General features: G+C 53.6%; 15 protein-coding genes. 7 read left to right on the top strand and 8 right to left on the bottom strand.

Translation table 11 applies throughout. The annotated features are described in order from the left end of the window. Window positions 1-7 precede the first annotated feature (7 nt). The 4 genes from BLW10_RS04670 to BLW10_RS04655 are packed head-to-tail and all read left to right on the top strand — an operon-like array spanning window position 8 to window position 5,007. Window positions 8-1,639: a tetratricopeptide repeat-containing response regulator gene (locus tag BLW10_RS04670; protein WP_091332640.1), complete on the top strand. Its 1,632-nt coding sequence runs from the start codon at window positions 8-10 to the stop codon at window positions 1,637-1,639. Further along, the gene (locus tag BLW10_RS04665; protein ID WP_091332639.1) at window positions 1,632-2,315 is read left to right on the top strand and encodes a sensor histidine kinase; all 684 of its coding nucleotides are present in this window, start codon (window positions 1,632-1,634) and stop codon (window positions 2,313-2,315) included. The genes BLW10_RS04670 and BLW10_RS04665 overlap by 8 nt, the downstream gene beginning before the upstream one ends. Window positions 2,316-2,365: 50 nt before the next feature. Then, the gene (locus BLW10_RS04660) at window positions 2,366-4,129 is read left to right on the top strand and encodes a vWA domain-containing protein (RefSeq protein WP_091332638.1); all 1,764 of its coding nucleotides are present in this window, start codon (window positions 2,366-2,368) and stop codon (window positions 4,127-4,129) included. Then, complete coding sequence (locus tag BLW10_RS04655) at window positions 4,126-5,007, top strand: hypothetical protein (RefSeq protein WP_091332637.1); 882 nt, start codon at window positions 4,126-4,128, stop codon at window positions 5,005-5,007. Before BLW10_RS04660 ends, BLW10_RS04655 begins: the two co-directional genes overlap by 4 nt. A gap of 15 nt (window positions 5,008-5,022) precedes the next feature. Here BLW10_RS04655 and tgt read toward each other — a convergent pair whose 3' ends face one another. Next, window positions 5,023-6,132, bottom strand: coding sequence for a tRNA guanosine(34) transglycosylase Tgt (gene tgt, locus BLW10_RS04650; protein WP_091332636.1), 1,110 nt, complete (start codon window positions 6,130-6,132; stop codon window positions 5,023-5,025). Window positions 6,133-6,278: 146 nt separating this feature from the next. Then, a complete protein-coding gene (locus BLW10_RS04645) occupies window positions 6,279-7,499 on the bottom strand; it encodes an argininosuccinate synthase (protein ID WP_091332709.1) in 1,221 nt (406 codons plus the stop codon). Window positions 7,500-7,664: 165 nt separating this feature from the next. On the opposite strand from BLW10_RS04645, the gene BLW10_RS04640 reads away from it, so the two are divergent. Next, the gene (locus tag BLW10_RS04640; RefSeq protein ID WP_091332635.1) at window positions 7,665-8,489 is read left to right on the top strand and encodes a UDP-2,3-diacylglucosamine diphosphatase; all 825 of its coding nucleotides are present in this window, start codon (window positions 7,665-7,667) and stop codon (window positions 8,487-8,489) included. Window positions 8,490-8,504: 15 nt separating this feature from the next. Here the strand turns inward: BLW10_RS04640 and BLW10_RS04635 are convergent, their stop codons facing one another. Then, window positions 8,505-10,598, bottom strand: a complete 2,094-nt coding sequence (locus tag BLW10_RS04635; RefSeq protein WP_177168982.1) for a PAS domain-containing sensor histidine kinase — start codon at window positions 10,596-10,598, stop codon at window positions 8,505-8,507. A gap of 30 nt (window positions 10,599-10,628) precedes the next feature. Continuing rightward, entirely contained in the window at window positions 10,629-11,417 is a 789-nt protein-coding gene (locus tag BLW10_RS04630) for an ABC transporter substrate-binding protein (protein WP_245709096.1), read from the bottom strand. 194 nt (window positions 11,418-11,611) lie between these two features. Between BLW10_RS04630 and BLW10_RS04625 the strand changes: the two genes are divergently transcribed. Both BLW10_RS04625 and cowN read left to right on the top strand, forming a co-directional pair. Further along, window positions 11,612-13,126, top strand: a complete 1,515-nt coding sequence (locus tag BLW10_RS04625; protein WP_091332632.1) for a hypothetical protein — start codon at window positions 11,612-11,614, stop codon at window positions 13,124-13,126. Between the two features lie 161 nt (window positions 13,127-13,287). Further along, window positions 13,288-13,572, top strand: coding sequence for a N(2)-fixation sustaining protein CowN (gene cowN, locus BLW10_RS04620; RefSeq protein ID WP_245709094.1), 285 nt, complete (start codon window positions 13,288-13,290; stop codon window positions 13,570-13,572). Window positions 13,573-13,677: 105 nt separating this feature from the next. On the opposite strand, the gene BLW10_RS04615 is transcribed toward cowN, so the two are convergent. From BLW10_RS04615 to BLW10_RS04600, 4 genes are all read right to left on the bottom strand, one after another. Then, window positions 13,678-15,510, bottom strand: coding sequence for a GGDEF domain-containing protein (locus BLW10_RS04615; protein ID WP_143117005.1), 1,833 nt, complete (start codon window positions 15,508-15,510; stop codon window positions 13,678-13,680). Beyond that, window positions 15,507-16,205 (bottom strand): electron transport complex subunit E, encoded by a 699-nt coding sequence (locus BLW10_RS04610; protein WP_091332630.1) that lies wholly within the window; start codon window positions 16,203-16,205, stop codon window positions 15,507-15,509. Before BLW10_RS04610 ends, BLW10_RS04615 begins: the two co-directional genes overlap by 4 nt. Beyond that, window positions 16,205-16,861, bottom strand: a complete 657-nt coding sequence (gene rsxG / locus BLW10_RS04605; RefSeq protein ID WP_091332629.1) for an electron transport complex subunit RsxG — start codon at window positions 16,859-16,861, stop codon at window positions 16,205-16,207. The genes BLW10_RS04610 and rsxG overlap by 1 nt, the downstream gene beginning before the upstream one ends. Then, the coding region (locus BLW10_RS04600) for an RnfABCDGE type electron transport complex subunit D (protein ID WP_177168981.1) at window positions 16,858-17,085 on the bottom strand (228 nt) is incomplete at its 5' end. The genes rsxG and BLW10_RS04600, both read right to left, overlap by 4 nt.

Below are 17,085 nucleotides of genomic sequence, written 5' to 3'. Positions count from 1 at the left end.
TTTATTTATGACCAACCCACTATTTGCCCCAAAAAGCTTTTTGGTCGTCGATGATATGGGCGAAATGCGCTCGGCGATCAAAGCGATGCTGGTTGCACTCGGCAGTACCCAAGTCGAGCAAGCACGCGATGGCCTCGATGCCATTCAAAAAATGAAGCAAAAACGCTTTGATGTCATTCTCTGTGATTACAATCTTGGCCCTGGAAAAGATGGTCAACAAGTGCTTGAAGAAGCACGATTGCGACACTTGATCGGTGTTGATGTCATCTTTGTCATGATTACCGCCGAAAACGCACGCGGTATGGTGATGGGCGCAGTTGAATATGCACCCGATAGCTATGTATCTAAACCCTTTACCAAAGAATTGCTCGAAGCCCGACTGCTGAAACTCTTTGAACGTAAAGCGGATTTAGCAGCCGTCAATAAAGCCTTAGTTGCTAAAGATAAGCCCGGCGCATTGCGTGAAATCAATGCCCTGATTGCCAATAAACCGCGCAATCTGGGCGAATTGCTCAAAATCAAAAGCGAAATCTGCATCGACACCAATCTGCTCGATGAAGCCGAAGCCACCTTAAAACAGGTGCTGGCTGTGCGCGAAATGCCCTGGGCTGTTTTTAGCTTAGGCAAGATCGCATTTTTGCGCAAACAATTCGATCAAGCCGAAACCATTTTTAAACAGCTCATCGCTCAAGACCCAACGTTTATCAGCGCCTATGATTGGCTCGCTAAAAGTCAAACTGCGCAACGTCAATTTGACGCCGCCGAAAACACCTTGCGCGAAGCAATTCGGATTTCACCACGCAATATACCGCGTCAACACACCCTCGCCGATTTAGCATTAAACAATGGTCATAGCGATGTCGCCGAACATGCCTATACGCAAGCGGTCGGCTTAGCCAAGCATTCGGTGCTCAATCATCCCGCTATCTTTGCCGGACTTGCCAAAAGCAAATCGGTCAATGGCAAACATGATGAAGCCTTAAAAGTCACTCGCGATATTCGCAAATCCTTCCCCGATCAACCCGAAGCAACCTTTTATGCCGCCAGTGCTAATGCGCTGGTTAAAGCCAATCAGGGCGATCACGAAGGCGCCGCCGCCGCACTCGCGCTTGCTGAACAGGCGCTTGCTGGATTAAATGAAACCGCGCACGCCTCGGATTACGCGCTCGAATTAGCAAAAACCTATGTTGAACTCGGGCAGGGTGATAAAGCTGCACCGATTTTGCAGCAAGCGATTGCCAACAATCACGACGATGAAGCAATCTTGGCGCAAATTATAACCCTGTGTCAGGAATCGGATCTCAAATATGATGCCGAAACCGAAATTCGCACCATTCAGCAAGCCTTAATTAAAACTAATAATGAAGGCGTGCATTTGATTAAACAAGGACAGTTTGACGCCGCAATCAAGCTCTTGAGTCAAGCGGCGGAACAGATGCCGGGCAACAAAACCATCAATCTCAATGCAGCGATGGCGATGCTTATGTATATGGAACATCGCGGCATCAATCGAGAGGACGTGCAAACCGTGCATCATTATGTTGAGCGCATTCAACGATTAGCGCCAGATGATTGGCGACTAGCCGATTTAAATAAACGATTACGTAAACTTTTGACAGGGCTAAAAAGCGATGGATAGCCTTGATTTTTCCGACATTCTCGCCTCATCAGTCCATGATATAAAAAATTCGCTCGGACTGATTTTAACCAATCTCGATGATTTGATTGCCAATCCCGACAATCGCATCGCTAATCCCAGTCAAGCCAATGTTTTACAGCATGAAGTGCGTCGTGCTAATGGCAGTCTGATTCAATTGCTGACACTCTATAAATTAGGGCAGCAACAGTTATCAGTGCGCATCAGTGACAATAACGTCAGTGAGTTTTTTAATGAACTCATTGCCGAAAATCTTTCAGTGTGTCGTTCGCTAAATCTTGAAGTGCTCGCCGTCTGTGATCCTGACCTCGAAGGCTATTTCGATACTGAATTGATCCGCAGTGTCTTAGATAGCACCATCGGCAATGCCCGCCGTTATGCACGTCGTCAAATTCAGCTCAATGCTGAATGTCAAGCTGAGTATTTAGTGTTGCGCGTTGAGGATGACGGCCCTGGGTTTCCTGACTATTTAACGACACTCCGCGATTATCGACCTAGCGCCCTACGCGAAAAGAGCGACGCCACGCATACCCAATTAGGATTGTATTTTGCCGCCCGTATTGCGCAATTACATCGTCACGGTGAACACAGCGGTCGCATTCAACTGCACAACGCGCATCAACTCAGCGGAGGTTGTTTCGAGCTGTGGTTGCCCTAATACGCGCCTTCTGTCTCTGGCAATGGTTACTGCTATCCGGTGCGTTAATCATGCCGTTCACTGCATTTGCTGCGCCAGCAGATGTGCGCTTATTGATCGATGTCTCCGGCAGTATGCGCCAAAATGATCCGCAGAATTTACGCGCACCAGCATTACAAATTGTTAATGAATTAATTCCACTCGGCACCAGTGCGGGCGTTTGGCTCTTTGCTGAACAACAAGAAATTTTAGCGACACCAGCAATAGTTGACGCGGATTGGAAAAAGCGGTTGCGCGACCGGTTAGCACGGATTCATTCACGCGGACGCTTTACCGATATTGAAGGTGCCATTCGTGCTGCAACGGCTGATTGGACGCAAGCGCCCGCCGCTGGTGAACGGCATTTAATTATTTTGACCGATGGTTTGGTTGATATTTCAAAGGATGCTACTGAAAGCGCCGCCTCACGCGAACGGATTTTATCTGAACAAATCACAGCACTTAAAACGCAGGGCGTCAAGGTACATACAATTGGCTTATCGAATCAAATCGACGAGCCATTGATGCGGCAATTAGCGAAAGAAACTGATGGCTGGTTAGAAATTGCGCAGGATGCGGATTCATTACAGCGCCTGTTTTTGCGAATGCTCGAAGAAAGCGCCCCGCCGACGACTGTGCCGATTGCTGGCAATCAATTTACTATTGATGAACAAGTTCGCGAATTTACGTTGCTTGCCTTTCGCGCTCAAGGCGGTAAAACTGAACTCATTACACCGACCGGCGAGCGGATTCGCGCCGATCAGCCGCTACCAGATGTCAAATGGCGCGCTGAACTCAGCTATGATTTAGTAACATTAGCCAATCCGAAGCCTGGGCAATGGCGGATTCTTGGTGTTGAAGATCCAGATAATCGCGTCGTCATTGTCACCGCGCTTAATATTGAAGCCGCGCCCGTACCCAATGCCGTAATGCCCGGCGAAACCGTCGCGCTCGAAAGTTGGTTGACTGAACATGGGCAGCCAATTACACGCACAGATTTATTACAATTACTCAATGCCACCTGTACGCTTACGCCTGAGTTTGAATTACCAGCTAATGCCGCTGCGCCAGTGCAGGTTGAAGAAGGTGAACAACCGCCTGCACCGCGTTTAGCTCCCACTCAGCTCGCGATGTCATTTAATCCAGCAACTAATCGTTTTGCGGCTACCTTGCAAACACAAACGCTTATTCCGGGCGTCTATCGTCTGGATTTAGTGATCGATGGCGGGACTTTTCAGCGTCAATTAACTCAACGGCTTAAAATAAAAGATAAACCGCTGACGATTACCTATGAGCAGCAATTACCAAGTGATATTGTGCCCTTTGCCGCGATTTTGTTGCGACTCGCTGCCGATCAAGATGTCCTGGATACGCTCAGCGTATCGGGCTATTTACTCGCTCGCGGCCCGAATGGTTGGAGTGAAGTAGTCGAATTGCCGAAAGGTAAACGCTTTCCGCTGTTAATTAAAATTCCAATTCAGCGTCCGGGTGATTATACCGTTACCAGTCATTTTATTGCGAATCGACTTAGTGGTGACATGCTCGAAATTCAACCCGAACCCTGCAATGTGAATTTTGAATTTGATGCACCACCTGAGCCATCAGCAACGCCAGAAGCGCCGCTATCATGGGGCTGGCTCGCACTGTATTTACTCGGGGGGAATGCGCTATTAGGGGTGGCGCTGGGTTTAACCTGGTGGCTGATGGTGCAGCGTGCGCGGCCTGCTGCTCAGGATGTGATCGCTAAAACTGCTGCTAATTCGGCTGGCTCCGGCAAGAGGACATCGCGCTCGTGAGTAGCTCATTGTATATTGCGGCGCTGATTTTAGTCGGCGAGTTTGCGATCTTAGCGTGGGGCATTTTATTCTGGATGCTCAAGCGCCAACGCAATCAAGAGTTTGATGAGACGACGAAAGCTAAAGCGGTGATTCGTCAATTAGATGCCGATGAAATTTCGCATCGTGATGCACTGACTCAGCTTTTTGAGCATACTTATCATATCGAAGGCGATGAACTCACAGCGAAAGTCGATGAATATATCGGACGTGAGCGGGCATTTTATAATGTCATGCTGAATTTATATCTCAAGCGCGATAGCTCTAAGCTGAAGCAACTGCCGATTGAATTGGCAAAGGTGATTAAACCTTGGTCGGAAATGACGCCCTACGGCATGATGAGCGCCGATGAAGTATCCGGTTTAGAGCATGAAAAAGATCGGCTGGCACTGGAATTAGCCAGCACTAAAGAAACACTCGAACGGTTAATGGATGAATATACAGCGGCGTTTAAGCACGGCGAACAAGAACACGCACCGGCAGCACCTGTTTTATCTACACCGCCTGCTCCTGCTATACAAGACACATCGAATCCGGTTGCAGCAGGTGCTGAACAAGCAATACCCGCTGATGCTGATTTAGAGTCTTTTGAAGCTGAAAATTCTGAGCGTAGTGATATTGATGCGATGCTTGAAGCCTTAGCACAGGAAGAACAGCAGGAGGTTAAATCAGTACCAACACAAACATCAACACCTGCGCCGATTAAACCAAATCCGCCTGCTGCGCGTGCGCTAAGTCCTGAAGAGATTAAAGATAAACACGCTCAAGAAGAATTAGAAGGCTTGGCGGATTTGTTTGATTATCGCTCTGATATTGAGCCGCCGTCTAAAGCATCGTGATTCTGCCGAACCTACTTAGGCACATTCAATTATTTGACGCCGCTGCTTAAATTCTGCGACAAAGGCTGCTAGTTGACCCGCTGCAATCGACTCGCGTAAACCACGCATCAGCGTTTGGTAATAATGCAAATTATGAATTGTTGCTAACCGCGCACCGAGAATTTCTTTACAGCGATCAAGATGATGTAAATAAGCGCGGCTGTAATGCTGACAGGTATAGCAATCACAAAGCGGATCGAGCGGGTTTTCATCTGCGCGATGCACGGCATTGCGAATACGCACCACGCCCTGATGCGTAAATAAATGACCGTTCCGCGCATTCCGGGTTGGCATTACACAATCAAACATATCAATACCGCGCTCAACCGCTGCAACAATATCTTCAGGTGTGCCAACGCCCATCAAATAGCGTGGATGATCTGCTGGCATTTTATCAGCAAGAAAATCCAGCACGCGCAACCGATCTGCTTCCGGCTCACCGACTGATAGCCCACCAATCGCGTAGCCATCAAAACCAATTTGCATCAATCCCGCAAGAGAATCAGCACGCGGACGTTCGTGCATTCCGCCCTGCACAATTCCAAATAGCGCCGCCGGATTATCATCATGCGCTGCTCGTGAACGAGCAGCCCAGCGTAAAGATAATTCCATCGAATGCCGCGCCTGTTCTTCGCTGGCCGGATAGGGCGTGCATTCATCGAAGATCATCACAATATCTGACCCCAATTCACGCTGCACCTGCATGGCAATTTCGGGACTGAGAAAAACCGGACTGCCATCAATCGGCGATTTAAATTTAACGCCCTCTTCAGTGATTTTTCGCAATTCACCGAGGCTAAAGACTTGAAATCCACCAGAATCAGTGAGAATCGGTTTTTCCCAGTGCATAAAGCCGTGCAAATCACCGAGACGACGAATCACCTCAGTGCCGGGGCGGAGCATTAAATGGAAGGTATTGCCGAGGATAATTTCAGCGCCAACTGTTAATAATTCTTCCGGCGTCATGGTTTTGACAGTGCCATAGGTGCCAACTGGCATAAAAGCTGGAGTTTCAACGGTGCCGCGTGCAAAAGTAAGGCGACCACGGCGGGCAAGGCCGTCGCGTTTAAGCAGATCAAAGTGCATTGAATGAGGGTCTCGGGTGTGTGAGGGTTTTATAGAATTGTGAAGCAAAAATAATTGTGAACCGCAAAGGCGCAAAGAGCGCAAAGATTTTTTAAAAATACTTAAAAAGACTTTGAGTTCTTTGCGCCTGTGCGGTTTAAATATCATTAACCCCGCTGACGTCCGGCAACACGTAACCGCAGTGCATTCAGGCGAATAAAGCCCGTTGCATCAGCTTGATTATACGCGCCCGCATCTTCTTCAAAGGTCGCAATCGCGGCATCAAATAAGCTATTGCTTGCTGATTTACGGCCCACCACCATTACATTGCCTTTATAGAGCCGCAATCGCACCTCGCCGTTAACAACTTTCTGCGTCTCATCAATCGCCACTTGCAGCATGTTGCGTTCAGGGGTGAACCAATAGCCGTTATAAACCAAGCTGGCATAACGCGGCATGAGTTCATCTTTTAAATGTGCGGCTTCGCGGTCAAGCGTGAGTGATTCCATCGCCCGATGCGCTTTGAGCAGAATGGTACCGCCGGGGGTTTCATAGCAGCCACGCGATTTCATGCCGACATAACGATTTTCGACAAGATCAGCGCGACCAATGCCATTTGCACCGCCGATGCGATTGAGTTCTGCAAGCAAAGCCGCTGGACTGAAACGCTGGCCGTTGATGGCGACCGGATCACCTTGCTCGAAGCCAATTTCAATAGTCGTTGCCTGATCGGGTGCCTGTTCCGGTGCCACTGACCAACGCCACATATCCGATCCTGGCTCGACCCAAGGATCTTCTAAATCATAGCCTTCGTAGGAAATATGGAGCAGGTTGGCATCCATTGAATAGGGCGATTTGGTGCCGTCGCGTTTCATTTCGACTGCAATGCCATGTTGTTCAGCATAGGCCATCAGCTTTTCACGCGAGAGCAAATCCCATTCCCGCCACGGAGCGATAATTTTAATCTCAGGATTGAGCGCATAGGCGGTTAATTCAAACCGCACCTGATCGTTACCCTTACCTGTTGCTCCGTGCGCAATCGCATCGGCACCAGTTTCGGCAGCTATTTCAATTAACCGCTTGGCAATCAGCGGGCGGGCAATTGAGGTGCCAAGTAAATATTCGCCTTCATAGAGCGTATTAGCGCGAAACATCGGAAAAACGAAATCACTGACAAATTCTTCGCGCAGATCGTCAATATAAATTTCTTGCACACCAGCAGCTTGCGCTTTTGTCCGTGCTGGCTCGAGTTCTTCACCCTGACCGATGTCGGCGGTGAAGGTCACCACCTCGCAGCCGTACTCTATTTGTAGCCATTTGAGGATCACCGAGGTATCCAATCCGCCCGAATAGGCCAACACTACTTTTTTGATTGCGCCGTGCGCCATCGTCATACTCCAAATTGCGTCAACAAACGCCCTTGCGGGCAAAGTCGCTAGTATATATAGATCGGGAGGCGTGGATTTAACCGCATCTTCACTAAGCCTCAATCGGCTAGTCACGAATGTTGGCGAGCATAGCGGCCAATGGTTTCATCTGAGGCTGGACACGCTATGTCTGACATCACGCGCCTGCATCCACTGAAATATCGCAGCATTTTCATCTCGGACGTGCATCTGGGGTTTCGCGGCTGTCAGGCGCGGTTTCTGCTGGATTTTCTGCACGCAACCCAGTGTAAACAGCTCTATCTGGTCGGTGATATCGTCGATCTGTGGGCGATGAAGGGCGGTCTCTATTGGCCGGACGCACATAATCAGGTGGTGCGGGCGCTGCTGGAAAAGGCGCGGACTGGCACTGAGGTGATCTATATTCCGGGCAATCATGATGCGCTGTTCCGCGAGCATCTCGATGTGCAATTCGGCGATGTGCGGGTGTGTGATGAAGTCATCCACACAACGGCGGATGGACGGCGGTTTTTGGTGCTACACGGCGATAAATTCGATGGTGTGGTGCAGCACAGTCTGTGGTTAGCGCGGCTCGGTTCGCACGCTTACGATCAATTATTGGCGCTCAATGGGCTGATTAGTCGGATTCGGGCGTTATTTGGCCTGAAATATTGGTCATTGGCGGGCTATCTCAAACAGCGCGTCAAAGATGCGGTGAGCTATATCGGCAATTATGAACACGCAGTGGCGAGTGAAGCGCGGCAGCGCCAGCTTGATGGCATGATTTGCGGTCATATTCATCATGCCGAAATGCGCCAACTGAGCGATGTCACCTACTGTAATTGCGGTGATTGGGTCGAAAGTTGCACCGCGCTGGTTGAGCATCACGACGGACGATTAGAGTTGGTGCGCTGGACGGATGCTTATCCCGAATCCTTGTCTCCGGCAACGGTGGCCGCCGAACCAGCGGTGGTTTTGGCGCGGGTGGGGTGAGCCAGCCGCCAGCGTTCAGCTACCAGCAACCAGCGTCTGTGTCGGCGCACGCCCCCGCTGCACCGGCACCGCTAACCGAAAACAACTCCCCTGCTCAGGTGCGCTGTCTACCGTTAATTGACCGCCTAAGGCTTCAGCTAAACGACGCGCAATCGTCAAGCCTAAGCCGGTGCCACCATAGCGGCGCGTGTGCGAGCCGTCGGCTTGGATAAACGGCTCAAAAATCGCTTCGTGCAGCGTGCTGTCGATGCCGATGCCGGTATCGCGCACTTCAACCCACAGTGTCCCTGACTGTGCCCCATCTGTGTCCAACGCCACGCGCAACTCAATCTCGCCTTCATGCGTGAATTTGATGGCATTGGCGACCAATTTGTTGAGAATGTGCTGGATCGCTTGGGCATCGGCGGTGATAAGACCGATTGGCGCAGCGGGCGGCGCAACGCTCAGATGCAAGCCCTTATTTTCTGCTTGAGCACGAAATGACGCGGCAATCTGCTCTAGCCGTTGCAGCGGATCAAAGATCACGGGCTGAAGCGGCACCTCTTCCGCATCTAATCGCGTGTAATCGAGAATATCGGCGAGAATCGCTAACAAATTGCTTGCCGAGCGTTTGACGGTATCGAGCTGACGGCGCTGGCGCTCGCTGAGATCGGATTCGAGCAACAGTTCGGTCATGCCCAAAATGCCATGCATCGGTGTGCGCAGTTCGTGGCTCATGGTGGACAAAAAGGTCGTTTTGGCCCGCGCTGCGGTTTCGGCGCGTTCTTTTGCGGCAAGCAATTCGGCTTCATGCTGTTTGCGCTCGGTAATATCCGAGGTCACGCCAACATAATGTTGCACCTGACCGCGCTCATCACGCACCGCGTCGATAGTCAAGAGTCCGGTGTACAGTTCGCCGCTGCGCCGCTGATTGATGATCTCGCCGCGCCAATGCCCCTGGTTAATCACCGCATCCCATAGATCGCGATAAAACGTCTGGCTATGTAGACCCGAAGCTAAACAGCGCGGATTGCGGCCCCGCGCTTCGGCATCGCTGTAGCCGGTGATGCGCTCAAATGCTGGATTGGTCGAGAGAATGTCCCCCGTCGGCGTGGTGAGCATGATCGCATCGCTGCTGGCTTCAAATACGCTGGAGACTAACTGCCGCTGCCGCTCCAGTTCCGCCCGCTGTTGTTCGAGACGTTGACGGCGCAACCAGAGATGCAGAATCGTCACCGACAGCGCAATCAGGATCGGCACGACGATCATCGACAGCCGCAACACTTCGGTCAGCCATTGTTGCTGGAGATAATTGCGATCCAGATGCACGGCAATCACCGCCGGATACTGGCTCGACGTGCGATAGGCAGTCAGTACGCGGCGGGCATCCGGCAAGGTCTGCGCGAGTTCACCGAGTTCATGTTGCGCCAACTGCGCCGCGACCGCGCCCGCTTGATCGCGACGCCCTGGGATGTCTTCGGGGCTGGACGACAGCAACAATAATCCGTCATAGCGCAGCAGTTGCACCCGCCCCTGTTCGGGCGGCAACAGTTGCGCAAAATGCTGAATAAAATCATCGGGATTGAGTGCCACCAGCCACCAATAGCTCTGCCCGGCGAAGGTGAAGCGGCGCAAAAACGGCAGCAGCGTGGACGCACGCAGCGGCAGTGGTGCGCCGCTGCTGGGACGCGCATTCACCAGCTCGCGCCCGATCCAGGGTTGACCCAAACGCGGCGAGGTACCGCCGAGCGCAGTGGCCGGATAAAACCCCGCTAAATCAATGGTTAATCCGCGATTGCGGGCATCGGAACTGGCCAGCACCTGCCCGTCGAGCCTGAGAATAGAGAGCGAGCGCAAAAACGGCGAGGGCCGTAGCAGACTGTGTAGATGCGCGGTGATCGCCTCTGGATCATCCAGCGTGACACGCGACGGCAGATTGCCGACGCTCAAATCAATCACTTGCAAAGTTTTAGTCAGCGAATCTTCAAAATGGCGGGCATACATCCGCGCCGCCGCAAAGCCATCGCTCACCGCCTTATCATGCAACCGCCAGAGCGTGACCCCAAACGCGGCCAGCCAGCCGCTTGCCAACAAAATGAGTGCGGCCAACAGCAGGCCGCGGCGTTGCATCTCGCCAGTCCGCATCGGCTGTGTGCGCAGCTAGGGCGCAACGATGCTATCGAGACCATGCCGCCGCGCTGCTGTCAGCAGCCGCCCATCGGCTTTGATCGCGCTGATAAAAGTTTCAACCCGTGTGTGCAGACTGTCATCGCCCGGAGCCAGCGCCCAGCCATAGGGCATGACGTGATAGCGCGTCTGCGGTGCCACCAGCCGCGCCCAGTCGTGATGATCGAGCATCCGCCGACTGTAGGGATAATCGGTGATGAACACATCAGCGCGACCCGATTGCACTTCTTGTTCACGAGCGTGCGGCGTATCGAGCACGCGCAGTTCAGCCTGCTGGAGTTTTTCGCGCATGATCGGCTCGTGGAGTGTGCCTTTGGCAACCGCGACCACAGTGTCGGGTTGATCGATGTCTGACCAATCGCGGATGCGTCGATTGGTCTGAGTGGTGATCGCGTAAATATCGCTGGCCAGATGCGGCGCCGTGAAATGCAACTGTGCTTGACGCGCCGGCGTAATGCCGATGGCAAACATCGCGAGGTCACAGCGGTCGCTCAACACATCGTCGATGAGTGTCGCAAAGGAACTATCGACAAACTCCACGCTGACGCCGAGATCGCGTGCCAATTCGTGTGCTAAATCGACATCCAGGCCGCTGAGTTGCAGCGTTTTGGGATTGCGAAATGAAATGCCGTAATAATCGGGCCAAATGCACACACGCAAAGTCTGCGCTGTAAGCACACGTTGTAGGCGCGTGTCAGCGGCCAGCGTGAGACCAGAGGCGAGCAACAGAACACTAAGCAAAAACAGGCGCATTGCTGACATGATGGGAAGCCTCGCAACGGTCGCAAATCGGGGGGCGCATTACGGCATATTGTAACGCAGTTCTCAAGTTTGAAGGCCGCGCCCTGCAAACGTTTTGCTGGTAGCAGGCGGCTGGAAGCTAACCGCCCATTCTGCCGTCAGCTCGCCTAGAATCCCCCCATCCCTCCACATCCACATTCGATAGGTTCCCACTCATGCGTATTTGGTTTAGCGCCCTGGCGCTGCTGATGTCATGCAATTTGCTGGCCGCGATTCCAGCAACCCCCGTGATGACCGTGTACAAATTCAACGGCCCGATGGAGGTGCCCTACTACGACGCCGACCGTTTCGCCACCGCCGGCACCAGCGCTGGACGCGCTGGAACGCTAGTGCAGGGCACCTCGCTGATTCCCTGTCTCGTGCTCCGCGCTGGCGAGCCGCTGACTGACAGTGCCGGAACACCCTATGTCGGCTTTGAAGTCGTCGTCGATCCACGTACCGCTACCGCCGATGCCACCGAGGTTTTCAAACGCGCCGTCGCCAAACGTCAAGAATTGATGGTGCGCAATCATCATTGTCCAGCCAGCGTGCGCCACGTTATCAATGTGCGCGAACTCTATGCGCTGGAAAAAGCGCCGTTTTTTGATCCGCCGCGCCCGAGTGATCGCCAAATGGCCAGCAGTGGCAACAGTGAATTAGATCGCATTGTGCGTGAATTTCATCATTCCGATGAATGCGCCGCTGTCAATCAAACGCTCACCCGCCGCCGTCAAGCTTTAGCGCAGGCTTGGGAGACATTTAGCGCCCGCCGCAGTGATTTAGGCACGACTGCTACGCTCGCACGCGCTAAACATCTCGATTATGTGTTGCGCACGGCGATTTATGAAGGGCATTTAGGTCGTGGCTGTAATGCTTATGGAGCCTGCGAGCGCAATGTGATTGCACTTTCGATTCGTAATCGCGCTATCGGGCAATGTCAACGCGGTCAAGGTTGTAATTTTGCCGGAGATTTTCAGGGCGCGGCATCCGCACCAGCGCAATATAATATCTGGGACGAATATCTCACGCAGATTTCCGGTTTAACGGCCTGTTATTTGCGCTCAGATTTAGCTGAAACAGAACGCTATGCCAAACTACAAGCCATGTATGCGCAAAGCGTCGCCGATGCTGAACAGATTTTATATGGCGGTGAAGCTGGATTAAAAACGGTCTTTCCCGATAATAGCCTGAGCGATTTAACCAGCACTCGTCATTATTATCATGCACCGGCGATGGGCCAATGTTTTCCCAATCATGATCGCGTCGAATACATGAGCGGCGCCATTGCCCGCAATGACGATGACTTTGCTTTAATTGCCAATACGCGCATTGAAGTTGGCAGCAAATCGGGAAGCGGCTATGCCTTTAAGCTTTTTCGCGTGACGGCTGAACCCGATCGTGATGTCGTGCGCATTGAAGATCGTTATTCGGGATTTTTAGTCGATGCGCGAAAAGTATCACTCAAACCACCGGCAGCCTGTCCGCCTTATGGGATTCCGAGCGGCTGTCGGTCGGCTGGAACCGGACGCTATCGCAAAGTCCCGAATTGGCTTTATGACGGTGATCCGGTTGAATTGCACTGCCGTATTCAAGATCGCGGCGAAACTTGTCAGGAATCCGGTACGCGGCGCGAGGTGAGTGTTGGCGGTGTGTGCGATAAAGAAATGCGCCCGGTGGCGCGTGTTCCATAATGGCGTTATTTTTGCTTAAGCCTGAGCGGTCAAGCGTGGTGCGATGCGCGTGTTGAGCGCCAACGGCCACGTTGTATTTAAAACACCCGCTGTCGCCGATCAGTGCGGCGCAGTGGGTGTGTCGCAACTCTGACAATGAGGTCAAAAAAACAGTGTCTCAGGTGGCTGCAAAAACCGACCGTTATATTACTTTTGAAGGCATTGAATGCGATGAGCAAGCACAGCGCGTGGTGCGTTATATTCGTGATTGCCTCGCTCTGCCAACACATGCGCCTGCAGCTTGGACAGACTATTTTGCGCGTAAGCTCGATGAAATTGCGCAAATGGGGCAGGATGAATTATTTTTTGTCGGTAGTCAGGTGAATTATATCCGCGAGCTATTTGAACAGCACGGGCATCAGGATGGATTAGCAGTGCTCGATCAAATTGAGGATGAATGTTGTTAGTTGGGAGCTTTCAGCCATGTAGGTTGTGTGCCAAACGCCAGAATGATGTTCAATCACCAATCCAACCGGCACACAACCCAACATTTCCGGCTACGTGACTGTGATTCATGCTTCGCGCCGCGCTTTTCCGGCTTTCACCTGATACATCGCCGCATCCGCTGCTTTGAGTAACTGCGACGGATGACTGTCAGGTGTAATATGCACCATCCCCAAACTACAGCCAACATGCACCGCATGTCCTTGAATCGTCATCGGCTGATTCAGTGTTTCATGCAGCCGTTTTGCGACGGATTCCGGCTCAAATCCGCGATCTAATCGCGCCACTAGAATCGCAAATTCATCGCCACCTAATCGCCCGACCTGATCTTGCTCGCGCACCACGCGCCGCAAGCGTTCGGCAACAATGCGCAAAACCGCATCACCAGCATCATGGCCGTATTGGTCATTGACCGGCTTAAAACCATCGAGATCGAGATAAATTAACGCGCCGCTGTCGTTTGCATGGCGCGTGTATTCAAGATGCTGCGTCAGGCGCTCAATAAAATGACGGCGATTGCTTAATCCAGTCAGCGCGTCGGTATTAGCCAGCGTCACCAGCTCGCGTTCTGAGCGCAGTCGTGCCTGAATCGCCTGTTGTAGCGCCTGCGCTGTTTCGTTAAAAGCATGGGTTAAGCGCCACAGTTCGCCCCAACCCTGTTCGCGGATGCGCGTGTGATAGTCGCCCTGACTCAGGCCGCGCATCCCTTCGGTCAGGCTATGGATCGGATTACCGATGGCCCGCGCCAGTAGCATCGCGGCTCCGAGCGCCAGCAGCAGTAGACTCACCGTGACATAAACGAGCAGCGTGCGCTGCTGCCGCGCCCGCTGTGTCATCTGGCGGGCGGTGGTGTAGACGAGAATCTGCGCTCCATCGAGCGTGAGGGCGCGGGCGGTGTGAATCAGCGTTGCCGCATCTGTGTGCGGTGCTGGCGTGTCCACAAACGCGGCGGGCACAGGGTCGCATGCCATGTGTTTAAGCAGCGCATTCAGTTGCGTGTTCGGGGCGGTGCGCAGTAGCCAGATGCCAGACCGCGCACTCCACGCAAAGGGCGCGGCGGCACTGTTGCATAGCAGCAGCACCGTTTCGCCGCCCGGATACTGATGGTCGAAATCTTCCAGCAGGGCGTGAATGTTTTCCAGACGCACCAGCAGATGCACACTGCCGATAACGGCTTCGTTGAGCGTGAGCTGTCCGTTGAGCCAAAGTTCCGGCTGTTGGGTGGTGAGGCGGCGCAATAGGATCGGCGCGGCATCGGGGCTGGGAATCTGCGCCGCATCGAGCGCCTGTGCCGAGGTGCCAGCAGTGACCACCTGCGTGAGCGTGTGCCCAGCGCGATCCCGAATCCAGATACCGCGCAGCTCCGGCAGTGCTTGGCTGGCATCAGTGAGAATGCGTGTTATCAGTTCCAGATGCGTCGCGTTTTGATCCTGCGCATAGGCGGCCAGACTCAAGCGCATCTGGGTGCGGCTGGCAATCAGGCGCGTCAGGTCTTCGAGGCGGCGCAGTTCGAGATTGATGCGGCGCTGCTGGACATCGGCAATCAGATTGAGCGTCTGATGCGTCTGTTCGAGCGCATCGGCTTGGAGCTGATAGCGTTGGGCGCCGTACAGAATCAGCACTGGCAGCAATGCCACAGCAATTAGCGCCAGCGCCAGATGTTCGCGCAAACCAAGCTGACGCCACAGGATGCGCAACTGTCCAACAGGTTGCGGCGACACCGGCGGCGGGGACGGACAGTGCTGGCTCATATCCAAGACATCCGAGTTGTGGAAATCCACACAAGGATACACATAAACCGAGCTATCGCCTGCGCCGTTCGTCGCCTCACCGCCCCGCGCTGGCGGGGCGGTCGGCGTGGGTATTGGTGCGGGTGGTGGCGTGCTGCGGGGTCGGCTCAAGCGGCGGTCAGATCAGCCGTGCGTGCCGCTGCCTGTGCCGCAGCGCGACCTTTTTTGGCGCGTTGATCGAACAGATTTTTCAGCGCGATCAGCAGCCCTAAGCCAATAAACGCGCCGGGCGGCAGAATGGCGATCAATGCGCCCTGAAACTCCGTGCCCAAACTCAGCGACAGCACCCTTGCCCAATCGCCCAACAGTAAATCAGCCTGATAAAACAGCGTGCCCTGACCGACGAACTCGCGCAGCGCACCAAGCGCGGTCAGCACCAGCGTTGCGCCTAGCCCGACTGCCAGCCCATCGACGAGCGCCCGGTCGAGCCGTTGTTTTGAGGCGAAGGCTTCGGCACGGCCAATAATCATGCAGTTGACGACAATCAGCGAAATAAACAGCCCCAGCACCTGATACAGATCGAAGAAAAACGCCTGCATCGTCAACTCGACCAGCGTTACAAATGAGGCGATCACCAGTACGAACACCGGAATCCGAATTTCGGGGCGCACGAGCTGCCGAATCAGTGACACCGTGCCGTTTGAACAGACGATCACCACAAGCGTGGCCAGTCCCATGCCTAGCCCGTTAGTCGCTGAGGTGGTGGTGGCCAGCAGCGGACAGAGGCCGAGCAGCGCCACCAGTGATTGATTGTTACTCCACACGCCCTCGCGGACAATGCGTGCATAGGTCAGTGTTCCCGACATCAGCCCGCTCCAGTGCCCGAGGTCGTCGCAGCGGTCGGCGATGGCTGATAGAGCGCCTCGCCTTGCTGCTGGACATACAGCAGCGTATCGCGCACCGCGTTGACGATGGAACGCGGCGTGATGGTCGCGCCAGTAAATTGATCGAACTCACCGCCATCGCGTTTGACCGCCCATTTTTCCAGCGGCGGATTAGTCAAGGATTTGCCGGTGAAGTCGAGCACCCAATCGGATTTTGCTACCTCGATTTTATCGCCCAGTCCAGGCGTTTCATGATGCGAGACCACGCGCACCCCGCCCAAGGTGCCATCGTGCAGCACCGCAACAAGCAGCTTAATCGGCCCGGCATAGCCATCCGGCACCACTGATTCGAGCACCAGCGCGACTGGCGCGGCATCCTGTCGGGCGCGATAAACCGGCGTGGAATCTGCGCCGAGCAGATCGCTGGCGCTGACTTGCAGGCTATCTTGTAACGGATCGTTAGTGATGCGCTCGGCGGGCAAAATCGTGTTGAGCTGATCGAGCATCGCTTGACGTTGATTATCAGCAATGCGTGAATCGACCGCGCCATGTGTGACGGCCACCAGCGTGACCCCGCCGATAGCAAACGCGCCAAGCACGGCACCGGAGAGCAGAATTGATTGCGTTTTGGCGATCATGTGCGCCGTCTCCCATGTCCAAAGACACGCGGTTGAGTGTAGTAATCAATGGTCGGGGCAGCGATGTTCAGCAACAAGACCGCAAATGCCACCGCATCGGGATAGCCGCCCCAGGAGCGAATGATGTAGACCAGAACGCCGATGCTGGCCCCAAAGATCAACTGACCGATTTTAGTGGTGCAGGCGGTCACGGGATCGGTCGCAATAAAAAACGCACCGAGCAT

The organism is Allochromatium warmingii, assembly GCF_900107145.1.
Taxonomy (GTDB): Bacteria; Pseudomonadota; Gammaproteobacteria; order Chromatiales; family Chromatiaceae; genus Thermochromatium; species Thermochromatium warmingii.
This window is presented reverse-complemented; position numbering and strand designations above follow the sequence as displayed.

What these genes read in the sequence shown, in the direction of transcription:
- BLW10_RS04670 (WP_091332640.1), top strand. Translation starts at nt 8, where the DNA reads ATGACCAACCCACTATTTGCCCCAAAAAGCTTTTTGGTCGTCGATGAT.
- BLW10_RS04665 (WP_091332639.1), top strand. Translation starts at nt 1,632, where the DNA reads ATGGATAGCCTTGATTTTTCCGACATTCTCGCCTCATCAGTCCATGAT.
- BLW10_RS04660 (WP_091332638.1), top strand. Translation starts at nt 2,366, where the DNA reads ATGCCGTTCACTGCATTTGCTGCGCCAGCAGATGTGCGCTTATTGATC.
- tgt (WP_091332636.1), bottom strand. Translation starts at nt 6,132, where the DNA reads ATGCACTTTGATCTGCTTAAACGCGACGGCCTTGCCCGCCGTGGTCGC.
- BLW10_RS04645 (WP_091332709.1), bottom strand. Translation starts at nt 7,499, where the DNA reads ATGGCGCACGGCGCAATCAAAAAAGTAGTGTTGGCCTATTCGGGCGGA.
- BLW10_RS04640 (WP_091332635.1), top strand. Translation starts at nt 7,665, where the DNA reads ATGTCTGACATCACGCGCCTGCATCCACTGAAATATCGCAGCATTTTC.
- BLW10_RS04635 (WP_177168982.1), bottom strand. Translation starts at nt 10,598, where the DNA reads ATGCAACGCCGCGGCCTGCTGTTGGCCGCACTCATTTTGTTGGCAAGC.
- BLW10_RS04630 (WP_245709096.1), bottom strand. Translation starts at nt 11,417, where the DNA reads ATGTCAGCAATGCGCCTGTTTTTGCTTAGTGTTCTGTTGCTCGCCTCT.
- BLW10_RS04625 (WP_091332632.1), top strand. Translation starts at nt 11,612, where the DNA reads ATGCGTATTTGGTTTAGCGCCCTGGCGCTGCTGATGTCATGCAATTTG.
- BLW10_RS04610 (WP_091332630.1), bottom strand. Translation starts at nt 16,205, where the DNA reads ATGTCGGGAACACTGACCTATGCACGCATTGTCCGCGAGGGCGTGTGG.
- rsxG (WP_091332629.1), bottom strand. Translation starts at nt 16,861, where the DNA reads ATGATCGCCAAAACGCAATCAATTCTGCTCTCCGGTGCCGTGCTTGGC.